General features: G+C 68.1%; 13 protein-coding genes and 1 pseudogene. 4 read left to right on the top strand and 10 right to left on the bottom strand.

The annotated features are described in order from the left end of the window. Window positions 1-93: 93 nt before the first annotated feature. Window positions 94-846 carry a glycosyltransferase family 2 protein gene (locus tag BLA15945_RS26920; RefSeq protein ID WP_174993811.1) on the bottom strand — a complete coding sequence of 251 codons (753 nt, stop codon included), beginning with the start codon at window positions 844-846 and terminating at the stop codon, window positions 94-96. A 194-nt stretch (window positions 847-1,040) separates the two neighbouring features. On the opposite strand from BLA15945_RS26920, the gene msbA reads away from it, so the two are divergent. Both msbA and BLA15945_RS26930 read left to right on the top strand, forming a co-directional pair. Continuing rightward, on the top strand, window positions 1,041-2,822 hold the full coding sequence (gene msbA, locus BLA15945_RS26925; protein WP_059233555.1) for a lipid A export permease/ATP-binding protein MsbA: 1,782 nt from the start codon (window positions 1,041-1,043) through the stop codon (window positions 2,820-2,822). A 94-nt stretch (window positions 2,823-2,916) separates the two neighbouring features. Further along, window positions 2,917-3,297, top strand: coding sequence for an RcnB family protein (locus tag BLA15945_RS26930; protein WP_059233556.1), 381 nt, complete (start codon window positions 2,917-2,919; stop codon window positions 3,295-3,297). Between the two features lie 64 nt (window positions 3,298-3,361). Here the strand turns inward: BLA15945_RS26930 and BLA15945_RS26935 are convergent, their stop codons facing one another. From BLA15945_RS26935 to BLA15945_RS26955, 5 genes are all read right to left on the bottom strand, one after another. Continuing rightward, window positions 3,362-3,928, bottom strand: coding sequence for an FUSC family protein (locus BLA15945_RS26935; RefSeq protein ID WP_059233557.1), 567 nt, complete (start codon window positions 3,926-3,928; stop codon window positions 3,362-3,364). Window positions 3,929-3,969: 41 nt separating this feature from the next. Beyond that, a complete protein-coding gene (locus BLA15945_RS26940) occupies window positions 3,970-5,232 on the bottom strand; it encodes an MFS transporter (RefSeq protein WP_059233558.1) in 1,263 nt (420 codons plus the stop codon). Next, window positions 5,229-6,191 carry a PRC-barrel domain-containing protein gene (locus tag BLA15945_RS26945; protein ID WP_059233559.1) on the bottom strand — a complete coding sequence of 321 codons (963 nt, stop codon included), beginning with the start codon at window positions 6,189-6,191 and terminating at the stop codon, window positions 5,229-5,231. The genes BLA15945_RS26940 and BLA15945_RS26945 overlap by 4 nt, the downstream gene beginning before the upstream one ends. Before the next feature lie 256 nt (window positions 6,192-6,447). Then, the gene (locus BLA15945_RS26950) at window positions 6,448-7,596 is read right to left on the bottom strand and encodes a collagen-like triple helix repeat-containing protein (protein WP_059233560.1); all 1,149 of its coding nucleotides are present in this window, start codon (window positions 7,594-7,596) and stop codon (window positions 6,448-6,450) included. Between the two features lie 444 nt (window positions 7,597-8,040). Continuing rightward, the gene (locus BLA15945_RS26955) at window positions 8,041-8,376 is read right to left on the bottom strand and encodes a YggL 50S ribosome-binding family protein (RefSeq protein ID WP_059233561.1); all 336 of its coding nucleotides are present in this window, start codon (window positions 8,374-8,376) and stop codon (window positions 8,041-8,043) included. A gap of 295 nt (window positions 8,377-8,671) precedes the next feature. Here BLA15945_RS26955 and BLA15945_RS26960 point away from each other — a divergent pair. Both BLA15945_RS26960 and BLA15945_RS26965 read left to right on the top strand, forming a co-directional pair. Then, window positions 8,672-9,102 (top strand): annotated as a pseudogene (locus BLA15945_RS26960) (STM2901 family protein). Window position 9,103: 1 nt separating this feature from the next. After that, the gene (locus BLA15945_RS26965; RefSeq protein WP_174993812.1) at window positions 9,104-9,484 is read left to right on the top strand and encodes a DUF1493 family protein; all 381 of its coding nucleotides are present in this window, start codon (window positions 9,104-9,106) and stop codon (window positions 9,482-9,484) included. A gap of 77 nt (window positions 9,485-9,561) precedes the next feature. Here the strand turns inward: BLA15945_RS26965 and rng are convergent, their stop codons facing one another. Genes rng through rsfS form a run of 4 tightly spaced genes read right to left on the bottom strand, consistent with a single transcriptional unit; the run spans window position 9,562 to window position 12,660 of the window. Next, window positions 9,562-11,031, bottom strand: coding sequence for a ribonuclease G (rng, locus tag BLA15945_RS26970; RefSeq protein ID WP_059233563.1), 1,470 nt, complete (start codon window positions 11,029-11,031; stop codon window positions 9,562-9,564). Between the two features lie 9 nt (window positions 11,032-11,040). Beyond that, on the bottom strand, window positions 11,041-11,673 hold the full coding sequence (locus BLA15945_RS26975) for a Maf family protein (RefSeq protein WP_059233564.1): 633 nt from the start codon (window positions 11,671-11,673) through the stop codon (window positions 11,041-11,043). Between the two features lie 51 nt (window positions 11,674-11,724). Then, entirely contained in the window at window positions 11,725-12,195 is a 471-nt protein-coding gene (gene rlmH, locus BLA15945_RS26980; protein ID WP_006484265.1) for a 23S rRNA (pseudouridine(1915)-N(3))-methyltransferase RlmH, read from the bottom strand. 18 nt (window positions 12,196-12,213) lie between these two features. Then, window positions 12,214-12,660 carry a ribosome silencing factor gene (gene rsfS, locus BLA15945_RS26985; protein WP_059233565.1) on the bottom strand — a complete coding sequence of 149 codons (447 nt, stop codon included), beginning with the start codon at window positions 12,658-12,660 and terminating at the stop codon, window positions 12,214-12,216.

A 12,660-nucleotide genomic window follows, 5' to 3' on the forward strand; every position in this document is an offset into this window, starting at 1 on the left:
CGGGCGGCACGCAGCGCAGCCGCTCGGGCGGGCACGCACGGTGCGCGCAACCCGGCATTGTAACGCCGGGCCGGCCGCGCGCCGGGCGGGCGCCTAGCGCGCCGTTTCGTGGCCGAGCTTCAGGAAGCGGTAATACACGGTTTCCGCGTTGAACACGGCGATCATGAAGCCGGCGCGGCCGTCGAGGAACCCGCGCCGCAGCACGTAGGTGCGCACGAAGGCCCAGGCGCCGCGCGCGAGCGCCTTGCCGAAGCCGCCGCGCTGGCCGGCCGCGCGGCGCTGGCGCGCGCCGGCCGTCGAATACGCGTCGAGCTTGCGCACGACGGTTTCGAAGTCCTCGTACGAATAGTGCATCAGCTTGCCGGACAGGCGCTGCGCGGCGCCGTCGAACACGAGCCGTTCGTGCACGAGATCGTCCGAGAAGCGCGCGGTGCCGCGCCGGAACAGGCGCGGCACCCAGTCCGGATACCAGCCGCTGTGATGGATCCACTGGCCGCAGAAGCTCGACAGCCGGTCGACCGCATAGACCTGCGCGGCCGGCGCGCGGATCGTGTCGCGGATCGACTGCGCGAGCTCCCGCGTGACGACTTCGTCGGTATCGAGCGACAGGATCCAGTCGGTGCCGAGCGCGTCGAGCGCGCGATTTTTCTGCGGGCCGAAGCCCGGCCAGTCGCGCTCGACGATCACGCGCGCACCGTGTGCCTGCGCGATCGCGATGGTATCGTCGGTGCTGCCGCCGTCGATGACGACGACATCGTCGGCGAACGACAGCGCATCGAGGCATTGCGCGAGCCGCGCGGACGCGTTGAGGGCGATGAGGGCGACGCCGAGGGAGGGTTCAGCCATGAAGTCGTCGGAAAGGCGGAGAAAACGGTGAGCGGCAGTATACCCGCGGCCCCGCCGCCGGCCGCATCGGCCATGCCCGTGCCGCCGGGGCGGTGCGGCTATAATGTTGAGCCCTTTTCGGCACCCGCCCGACAGGGGCGACCGCCCGGGCGGCCACGCACCGGGCGCCGCATCGCGGCTCAAGAAGGATTGCCTTGGAAACCCAGAACACTCTTCGCAAACCGATAGACGGCACCGGCACCTCGCCGGTCACGGTCCTCAAGCGCCTGTGGCCGTACATCCGGCCGCTGATCGGCATCGTCGTGCTCGCCGTGATGACGATGGGTGTCGTCGCGGCCACCGAAGCCGGTATTCCGGCGCTGCTCAAGCCGCTGCTCGACCACGGCTTCGGCGCGCATGGCAGCGACAGCGCGAAATGGTACGTGCCGATCGCGGTGATCGGCCTCGCACTCGTGCGCGGCGTGTCGCAGTACGCATCCAATTACCTGCTCAACTACGTATCGAACCGCATCCTGCTGCAACTGCGGCTCGAGATGTTCCAGCGGATGCTCCACACCGGCGCGTCGTTCTTCCAGCGCGAAACCGCGAGCACGGTGATCAACGCGATCGTGTTCGAGGTCAACCAGATCCTGTCGGTGCTGACCGGCGTGATGGTCACGCTCGTGCGCGATTCGCTGACGGTGATCTTCCTGCTCGGCTACCTGTTCTACCTGAACTGGCGGCTCACGCTGATCGTCGCGGTGATCCTGCCCGGCATCGGCTGGCTCGTCAGCAAGATCAACCGCCGCCTGCGCCGCCTGAACCGCGAGCACCAGACGCTCACCAACGAGCTGTCGTACATCGTCGAGGAGACGGTCGGCGGCTACAAGGTCGTCAAGGTGCACAACGGCGAAGCGTACGAGATGGACCGCTTCACGTCGATGAGCAAGCGCCTGCGCGGCTACGCGATGCGCATGACGATCTCGGGCGGCCTCGCGCAGCCGCTCACGCAGTTCCTCGCGTCGATCGCGCTTGCGGTCGTGATCACGATCGCGGTCGTGCAATCGTCGAACGACCAGACGACGGTCGGCGGCTTCGTCGCGTTCGTCACGTCGATGCTGCTCGTGATCTCGCCGCTCAAGCACCTGATCGACGTCAACCAGCCGCTGCAGCGCGGGATGACGGCTGCCGAGCTGATCTTCGGGCTGATCGACGAGCCGGCCGAGCCGCAGGGCGGCGGGCGGCCGCTGGCGCAGGCACGCGGCGAGATCGAATTCCGCAACGTGTCGTTCGACTACGGCGCGGCCGAGCGGCCGACGCTCGACCGCATCTCGTTCAAGGTCGCGCCGGGTGAAATGATCGCGCTGGCCGGCCCGTCCGGGAGCGGCAAGACGACGCTCGTGAACCTGCTGCCGCGCTTCTTCGACCCGACGGACGGCGCGATCCTGGTCGACGGCGTGCCGGTTTCCGACTACGACCTCCACGCGCTGCGCGGCCAGATGGCGATGGTCAGCCAGGACGTCGTGCTGTTCAACGACACGATCGCCGCGAACGTCGCGTACGGGCAGACGCCCGACCGCGCGCGCGTGCAGGCCGCGCTCGAGGCCGCGAACCTCGCCGATGCGGTCGCCGCGATGCCCAACGGGCTCGACACGCTGGTCGGCGGCAACGGGATGCGGCTGTCCGGCGGCCAGCGCCAGCGGCTGGCGATTGCACGCGCGATCTACAAGGATGCGCCGATCCTGATCCTCGACGAAGCGACGTCGGCGCTCGATTCGGAGTCGGAGCGCCATGTGCAGGCGGCGCTCGAGCGGCTGATGGAAGGCCGCACCACGCTCGTGATCGCACACCGGCTGTCGACGATCGAGCGCGCGGACCGCATCCTCGTGCTCGAGGCCGGCAAGATCGTCGAAGAGGGCAGCCATGACGAACTGCTGCGTCACGGCGGCCTCTACGCACACCTGCACCGGATCCAGTACCAGCAGCAGGCGGCGTAACACGCGGTCATGCGGCCGCGCGATGCCGTGTGCTAGTCTTCATCGGGTAGTTCGAGTGGTTTCGTTCGACGTGAAAACACGGAGGGAAAGCACAATGAAGAAGATGCACGGGATGATGCTGGCCGCAGCGATCGCGGCGAGTCTCGCCGCGCCGGCCGCGATGGCGCAGGATCACGACAACCACAACGACCAAGGCGGCCACGGCATGCAGCGTGGCCACGGCCCGAAACACATGCCACCCGGCCAGATGCGTCATGAGGACGACGTGCCGCCGCGCTGGGCCGACCAGCCGCGTCGCGAATGGCACAAGGGCGACCGGCTACCCCCCGAGTTCCGCGATCGCCAGTACGTGATCGACGACTGGCGCGGCTATCACCTGAGCCAGCCGCCGCGCGGCTATCAATGGGTCGGCGTCGGCGGAGATCACCTGCTGGTGCAGATCGGTTCCGGCATCGTGCTGCGGATCGGCGACTGACCTTGCCGATCGCCCGGCACGTATCGCCATGCCGCGATGCGCGCCGGGCAACCGGTACACCGCGTCACTTTGCCGCGGCGTGGCGGAACCAGCGCCGCTCGATTCTCGACATCACCCAGCACACCCCCAGCGCGCACACGGTGCCGAGCGTCACTTCGCCGAGCCGTATCAGCGGAACGTCCCACAGCGGGCCATTGCCCGGAAACAGCAACACGATCGTCGCGGTCACGCCGCCGAGCCGGGCCGCGCTGCCAACGTTCAGGCACCAGCAGCACACGATCACGATCGCGACCGTGATCGCGTACGCGACGAGACGATCGCCGCCCAGCGCCGCACCCGCGAAGCCAAGTACGCCACCGACCATCGCGCCGATGAACTGGTCGCGCGACAGCGACATCGTGTCCGAGTAGTTGTGCTGCGTGACGGCGATCGCGGTGATTGCCGCCCACACGGCCTGCTCCGAGTGCACCGCGTGGCCGATCGCATAGGCGAGGCACGCGCCGCAGACGGCCTGAAACGCCATCAGCCCGCCTTGCGCGAGCCGTTCGCTGAATGACAGCCCCTTGAACAGATCGAAGATCGATTGCTGGATCTGCTGGCGGGCTTCGTTGAGTGTCCTGATCGTATCCATTGCGAGTCGGCCAAGAAGCGGGATTCGGCGGCGCGCTGCCGTCAGTGCGCCTGTTCGGGCGAGGCGGCCGCCGGCTCGTCGGCCGCCGCATCGCCGTTGTCGACGCGCGTTTCGGGCATCACGAGCCAGACCAGCAGCACCGCGAGCGCCCCTGCGGCCGCGAGCCCGAAGAAACTGACCGCGTTGCCGAAGTGATCGGCGACGTAGCCGGCCACGGCCGTGCTGAGCGTCGCGCCGATCCCGGCCGCGAGCCCGAACAGCCCGATACACAGGTTGTAGCGGCCCTTGCCGCCCGCGACGTCGGCCGCGATCAGCGGCAGCATCACGCCGAACACGGCCGCGCTGATGCCGTCGAGCATCTGCACGGGCACGAGCAGGTACGGGCTGCTCACGCCGGCGAACAGCAGCGCGCGCACCGGCAGCGCGGAGAAGCCGAGCAGCAGGATCGGCCGGCGCCCCCAGCGCTGCGCGGAGCGGCCGACCCACGGTGACAGCATCGCGACGATCGCCTGCGGCACGATGATGCACGCGGCGATCACGAGCTGCACGTTTTCGCCCATCCCGGCCGTGACTTCGCCGGCCGCGAGATTCAGCATCGCCGCGTTCGACAGGTGGAACAGCACGACGCACGCCGCGAAGATCAGCATCCGGCGGTCGCGCAGCAGTTCGAGCAGCGTTTCGCGTTCGCCGGCTTCGTCGTGCTGATCGTCGGGCTTCGACGACTGCGGAATCACCTGGTGCGTCGGCTGGATCATCGCGAGCGCGAACAGCGCGGGCAGCGCCAGCACGGCGGTCAGCCAGAACACCGCGCGCGCGGAGAAGTATTCGCCGGTGAGGCCCATCAGGCCCGCCGCGACCGCGCTGCCGATCGATGCCCAGCGTGCATTGCGGCCGAGCCGGTCGCCGAGGTCGGCGCGGCCGACGAGCGAGAACGAGATCGCGGCCATCGCCGGCACGAGCATGCAGCTCGCGAAACCGTGGAACACCTCGGCGGCGATCACCGGCACGATCGTCGGGCTCGACGCGAGCAGCACCGCGGACAGGATGATGGCTGCGATCGCCCATGCGGCCGCGCCTTTCTTGTTCTTCAGCGCATCGACGGCCGCGCCGCCGGGCACCTGGCTGACCATTGCGCTGATCGTGCCGATCGACAGCACCATGCCGATCTCGCCTTGCGTCCACTTGTGCGACGCGAGGTAGGACGCGATGAACGGACCGAACCCGGTCTGAACGTTTGCAACGAAGAAGTTGAGCCAGTCGAGGGACCGCAGACTGCGAGCGCTGACGGAATGCTTGATCGTCATCGGGTGGCACTCGCAGATGAAGCCGGGGCCGGAGCAACGGGCGGGAAGACCGCGATGACCGGCTTGTCGGCCGCGTAGGGCGGCGATGCCTTGATCTGCGCGTCGTTCAGGTCGAGTTGCGGGTGCAGCGCCTTGTCGCGCGTGACGAAGCGCAGCGCGCCCCAGCTCGCGGCGATCGAACGGCGATCGGTATTGACGAGGCCGCCGAGGTCGAGCACGACAGCCTGCGGCTGCGCGGCGCGGTCGATCAGCACGTCGACGATGCGGCCGATCTTCGTGCCGTTCGGGCGCTCGACATCGCTGTCGAGCATCGGCAGCCGCGTCGCAGGCGAGGCAGCGGCCGAACCCGACAGCGGCACGGCCTTCGGCCGCGCGGCCGGCGGCAGGTCGCCCGACGGCACGTCGAGCACGATCGGCTCCTGTTTGCCGCCCGGCGTGAAGCGGAACACGGCCCACGGGAAGATGACCTTGCGGTCGCCGATGCCCATGAAGCCCTGCAGGTTGACGATCATCTCGCGCGGCTTGCCGCTCGCGTCGGTCACCATGTCGACCGCGCGTCCGATCACCTTGCCGTTGCGGCGCGCGACTTCGCTGTCGAGCAGCGCATGGATCTGGGTGCGGTCGAGCGGGCGCGTCGCGACGATCGGCGGTGGGGGCGGCGGCGGCGGTGTCGGCGATTCGGGGCGCTGCGGGGGCTTCGGCCGCGTCACCTCGCGACGCGGCTTCTTCGGCGCTTCCGGTTCCTCCGGCTGCGTCGGCGCCGGCACGGGCGGCATCGTCAGCGGCTCGCCGGCGGTTTCCGCGATGGGCTCGACGAGCGCCTCGCTGATCGGCGCGGGCGGGTTCTGGACCGGCAGCAGCCCGCAGCCGGACAGCAGCGCGGCGGCGGCGAGAATCAGGAAGACCGTCGAGGACGGTAACGACTTGCGGGATGCGGGAAACGGGAGTCCGCCGCTCATTGACACTCACTCCATGGGTCGGGGGCGGCCCGAGGGCACGCGGCTGGCGATGGATGGCGGGTGCGGGCGGCGCACCACGCGAGGTGAGATTTTAACGTGTCTTGCTTTCAGGACCGATTTCGATGGCCGGTTGCAGGCGGACTGTGGGGAAAAGGTAGGGATCGGAGGCGGGGCGGACGCGAGCGGAAGCCGGCCGGGATTGCGGCTGCGGCGCCCGGATCGTCGGGGACGATCGGGCGCCGCAGGGGCGTGAGGCTTACTTGACCAGCGACCCGAGCGTCGTCGTTACGGGAGCGAGCACGCCGCCGCCCGACTTCGAGAGCGCGCCGCTGCCGCTGCCGCCCGTCAGCCCCGCGACGGGCGAGCCGCCGGCCGCGCCGGACACGGCACTCGTTACGGTGCCGACCGCCGACGTGAGCGCGCCTGCCGGATTGCCGCCGCCCGTCGCGCCGCCGAGCGCGCCGGTCGACAGGAGCCCCGTGACCGGTGCGAGCGGATTCGTCGCGGCACCGCCGCCGAGCAGCGTCGTGCCGGCCGTCGCGACCGTGTTGCCGGTCGCCGTCACCACGTTGCCGACGCCGGTCGTCACCGGATTGCCGCCGGTCTTCGCGATCGTCGTGCCGGCGTTCGCGACACCGTTGCCGACCGTCGTCACGAGGTTCGTGAGCGGCGCGCCGAGCGGCGTGCTCGACGCAACGGTCTGCGTGACCGATCCGACCTGCGACGTGATCGGCGTGATCGCCGAACTGGCGGCGCCCGTGACCTGCGCGACGGGGCCGGTCGACAACTGCGTGCCGAGCGTGGCGCCGCCACCCGCGATCGTGTTGCCGAGGGTCGTGATTGCGCCGCCGACGGGCGACGTGACGGGCGCGAGCGGCGCCAGCGCCGACCCGCTGGCGCCGAGGCTGGACACGACGCCGCCGGTCGCCGCGACCGCGTCGCCGAGATTCGTGACCACGCCGCCCGTGCTCGCGACCGTCGTGCCGACCGGATTCGACGACGCGCCGAGCTGGCCGAGCCCTGAGCCGAGACCGGTGCCGAGCGTGGTGACGGCCGCGCCGGCGTCCTGTACGACGGTGCCAAGCCCCTGCGTGGTCGCCGCGTTCGTGCCGGGCAGCGACTGGCCGGCGATGACCGTGCCGACGCCCGACACGGTGCCGCCTGCGGCCGTCACGACGTTGCTCGACGCCGCGGTCGTCTGGCCAACCCCATTGGCCGACGTGCCGCCGGAGCCGTTGCCCGTGCCGCCGGTCGTCGCCGTCGTGTCGCCCGAACCCGATCCGCCGCCGGTGCCCTGGCTCAGCGAGCCGGAGCCGCCGCACGCGGACAGCGACATCAGCGCCGCAACGCCGGCCGCGATCATGATCATTCGGAGTCCTGCTTGATGGATGGTCGGCGTAGTCATGTCGTCCTCGTATCGTTTGATGGAGTGGGTCAGGCGGCCGTCGCGTGCGCCGATGTGTCGCCGCTGCGAACGGGAAGCGGCTGGCGCGTGGTCGGTTGTCTCCCTGATTGCCTGTCGCCGTGTCGCGTTTTCGCCCGTACCGGAATCCGGAGCACTTGTCGGGCGGGCAGTTCGCATTCTTTCGTCTTGCTTGCCGATCGCGCCGGAAAACACCGGATTCCTGGCGATCAGAGTAGGTCCGCCAGTGCGAGACGTCTTTTAATGATCGTTAAATTGAAGTAAGCGTCCGATTCAATACGGAAATCGGGGTAATCACGGTCGACACGGGATGAATCGTGTGAATGGGGGAGGAGGTGGGGGGGGCGAGGGAGGGGCGGTGCTGGCCTGCCCGCCGTTAGGGCGGGCAGGCGCGGGCGCTGCCTGGCGCAGCGTGAAACCTGGCGATCAGGCGTCCGGATACCACGCGTCGGTGAATTCGCTGACCTTGACGTCCGTCAGTTCCGGACGGGCGGCCAGCCACCCGCGCACGAGCTCGCGATCGGCGTCGGTCGTGGTGCCGCGCGGCGCGCCGGAGATCACGTAGGCGCCGATGCCTTCGTCCGCGGACGCGACGGTCATCAGCCCGTTCGCTTCGACGAAGTCGATGAACGCGTCGATCAGCTCGCCGCGTTCGAGGTCGGTCATTTCGTTGCGGTAATGCGCGGTGGCGTTGAACGCGAGTTCCTGGAATTCGCCGATGTGGAGTTTCTTGCGCTGGCGGCGGTTGTGGCCTTGGCTCATGGTGTGTGATGAATGAATGAGAGGTGGGAAAGGATAGCGCGGCGGCTGGCGCGGACACCATGTCGACGTGCCGCATGGCCGGGGCCGGCGGCGAAAGGGTGGAGCGTCGAGCCGTCGCGACGTGTCGTTGTCGCGGGGCTCGTCTGGAAACTGTTCTTAAACCAATGCTCGATGCGCCTTTCGCCGTGTGGCCCGGTCAAGCGGACCGTTGCACGCATGACCGAATGATACAGGGATGGCGAGCGCGTTCGGCTTTGCTAAGGTCGGCGGCTATTCGAACGACAACGAGGTCCGTATGTCGGGCAATCGCTATGTGTACGAGGGGTGTGTGGATCTCACGCCTGGGGATCTGTTTTTTGGGTTGCCGTGAATCAGGTTTGCAAACGGTTTGGCTTTTACGACCTCGGCGCCGCGGCTGCTGTCCTGTTGGGACAGAACGATGTACCGATTCCCGGCAAGCTGCGCGGCGCGGTGGCCGGTACATCCGTTGTGTCGATTGCCGCCCGCAAGGCGCTGCCGTTCAACGTCGGAATTCGGCTGCGGGCCATCACGAAAGCCGGTGCAGGTGGTGTGCGAATCGCGACGACCCGTAACCTCGGTGCGTTCGTCGGGCGTGCAGTGCCGGTTGTCGGCGCTACCGTGCTTGCCACCGGTGCGGCAGTCGTCATGTGGAACACGGTGCAGGTCTACAACAGCATTGCAAAACCGGAAGACAGGGTGCTCTGATATGACCGGCACGGCATGGGATCGGCTCGAAGCGTTCGCGCGTGAGGAACTTGGGCGCCCGCTCTTTGGCGGTCCGTTGAAGCTGTCACGTTCAAGCCGGATGGAAGAGGACCTCCGCGTCACGGAAATCGACGCGATCGAATTCATCGACAAGTGGCGCGAGACCTTCGGGATCGACGTCGAGCATTTCCCGTATCGGCGATACATCGGTCCGGACACGCTGGATATGGTCCGAACGTTCGTTGGCCTGTTGTCGTCGAAATATCGTGCCCCGGAACTCGTGCCGCTTACGCTCGGCATGCTGGAGGAAGCGATGCGCATCGGCCGATGGGATACCGATGCGATCGAGCGCTTTGCATGGGAAGCAACTCGCGACGAATAGTCGTCCGCAGATGCATGCCGGATGCGCGAAATCCGTACCGCGCCCGGGGATTTCGCGCATTCGCACTCGAACGACCGTTACATCAGCACGATATCGTACTGCTCCTGGCTCAGATTCGACTCGACCTGCAGCGACACCGGCTTGCCGATGAAGTCGATCAGCATCGCGAGATGCTGCGACTCTTCGTCGAGGAACAGGTCGATCACCTGCTGCGCGGCGATCACGCGGAATTCGCGCGGGTTGAACTGCCGCGACTCGCGCAGGATCTCGCGCAGGATGTCGTAGCACACGGTGCGCGACGTCTTCACCTGGCCCTTGCCCTGGCAGGTCGGACACGGTTCGCACAGCACGTGCGCGAGCGATTCGCGCGTGCGCTTGCGCGTCATTTCGACGAGGCCGAGCTGCGAGAAGCCGTTGACCGTCACGCGCGTGCGGTCGCGAGACAGCGCCTTCTTCAGCTCGGACAGCACCGCATCGCGATGCTCGGCGTTCTCCATGTCGATGAAGTCGATGATGATGATCCCGCCGAGGTTGCGCAGCCGCAGCTGGCGCGCGATCGTGTGCGCGGCCTCGAGGTTGGTCTTGAAGATCGTGTCGTCGAAGTTGCGCGCGCCGACGTAGCCGCCCGTGTTCACGTCGATCGTCGTCATCGCCTCGGTCTGGTCGATCATCAGGTAACCGCCCGACTTCAGGTCGACGCGGCGCGACAGCGCGCGCTGGATCTCCGTCTCGATGTTGTACAGGTCGAACAGCGGCCGCTCGCCGGTGTAGTGGTGCAGCTTCGGGCTCACGGCCGGCGTGAACTCGCCCGCGAATTCCGCGAGGCGCTGGTACGTCTCGCGCGAATCGACCTGGATGCGCGTCGTGTCGTCGTTCGCGAAATCGCGCAGCACGCGCTGCGCGAGATCGAGATCCTGGTACAGCAGGCTCGTCGCAGGCAGCCGCTGCGCCTGAGCAACGATCGTCGCCCACGTCTTGCGCAGGTACGTGACGTCGCCGGCCAGTTCGTCGGAGGTCGAATCCTCGGCAATCGTGCGCACGATGTAGCCGCCTTTCTCGTCCGGCGGGATCACGGCCGTCAGGCGCGCACGCACGGCCTCGCGCTCGGCCTCGCTCTCGATCTTCTGCGAGATGCCGATATGCGGCTCCTGCGGCAGGTAGACGAGCGTGCGGCCCGCGATACTGACCTGCGTCGACAGCCGCGCGCCCTTCGTGCCGATCGGATCCTTGATCACCTGGACCATCAGCGTCTGGCCCTCGAACACGATCTTCTCGATCGGCTGGTGCGGCGTGCCCGACTGCGGCTCGCCCGCGAGGCGCGGATGCCAGATGTCGGCGACGTGCAGGAATGCCGCACGCTCGAGGCCGATGTCGATGAACGCCGACTGCATGCCGGGCAGCACGCGCACGACCTTGCCGAGATAGATGTTGCCGACCCGCCCGCGCGACAGCGTGCGCTCGACGTGAAGCTCCTGCACCGCGCCTTGCTGGACGAGTGCGACCCGCGTTTCCTGCGGCGTGAGGTTGATCAGGATTTCTTCGTTCATGGGTGCAGTTCAGAAGGAGACGCGTGCGGTGCGCAGCAACGCGGCGGTCTCAAAAAGGGGCAGACCCATGATACCTGAATGGGATCCGTCGATTCGCTCGATGAATTCTGCCGCGCGCCCCTGGATCGCGTACGCGCCGGCTTTGCCGAACGGCTCGCCCGTTTCGACGTAGCGCGCATAGTCGTCGCGCGACGCGGCCGCGAAGCGCACCAGCGAGCGCGACAGCGCGGGCGGCAGCAGTTCGCCGCCGGCGTCGATGACGGCGACGGCGGTCAGCACCGCGTGCTCGCGCCCCGCGAGGCGCGTGAGCATCGCGAGCGCATCGTCGGCGTCGGCCGGCTTGCCGAGGATCGCGCCGTCGATCGTCACGGTCGTGTCGGCGACCAGCACCGGCGCGGCCGGCTTGCCGCTCGCGACGAGGCGCGCACGCGCGGCTTCGGCCTTCGCGACGGTCACGCGCCGCACGTACGCATCGGCGGCTTCGCCGGGCAGTTCGGCCTCGAGCGCTTCGGCATCCTCGTCGGGGCGCGGCAGCAGCAGCTCGAAGCGTACGCCGATCTGCTGCAGCAGCTCCTGGCGGCGCGGGCTTTGCGAAGCGAGGTAAAGGGTCGGGAAAAGCGCGGGGGGCGTGCTGGACGGCATGGTGTCGTTATCTCGTTGGGCGCGCACGGCGCCCGTCTCGAGGACGACACGTCATGCGCGGTGGTAGGGGTGATTCTGCGTGATGCTCCACGCACGGTAAAGCTGTTCGGCGAGCAGCACACGCACCATCCCGTGCGGCAGCGTCATGCTCGAGATGCGCAGCAGCACGTCGGCGCGCGCTTTCAGTTCCGGATCGAGCCCGTCGGCGCCGCCGATCACGAACGCGACGTCGCGGCCGTCCTGCTGCCAGCCGGGCAGTGCCTGCGCGAGCTGCATCGTGGTCCAGTCGCGGCCGCGCTCGTCGAGCGCGACGAGGCGCGCGCCCTTCGGCAGCGCAGCCTCGATCTTCTGCCGCTCGGCCGCCATCACGCTTTCGGCGCTGCGGCCGCCCGAACGCAGTTCAGGCTTGATTTCGCGTAACTCGATGCGCAGCTCGGGCGGCATCCGCTTCGTGTATTCGTCGAAGCCGGATGCGATCCAGCCCGGCATCTTGTGGCCGACCGCGAGGATGAAAAGCTTCATCGGATGACGCGCGACGGCTTAACGGCGGCGGGCGGCCGTCTTGCGCGCCGGGCGGGCCGGTGCGGCTTCCTCTTCGTCTTCGTCGCCTTCGCTGGCCGTGGCAAAGCCGTTGGCCTTGCCGCCGCCGAGCTTCATCCGCACGGGCTTGTCGCCCCAGATTTCCTCGAGGTTGTAGTACTGGCGCAGGGCCGGCTGGAGGATGTGCACGACTGCGTCGCCGCAGTCGACCAGCACCCATTCGCCGGTGTCTTCGCCTTCGGAGCTGACGATGTCGCCGCCGGCTTCCTTGACCTTGTCGCGCACGCTCGACGCGAGCGCCTTGGTCTGGCGGTTGGAGGTGCCCGAGGCGACGACCACGCGGTCGAACAGTTCGGTCAGGTGGCTGGTGTTGAACACCTTGATGTCTTGCGCCTTGACGTCTTCGAGGGCGTCGACGATCACGCGCTGCAGTTTGCGAATATCCAT

Source organism: Burkholderia arboris, from assembly GCF_902499125.1.
Taxonomy (GTDB): domain Bacteria; phylum Pseudomonadota; class Gammaproteobacteria; order Burkholderiales; family Burkholderiaceae; genus Burkholderia; species Burkholderia arboris.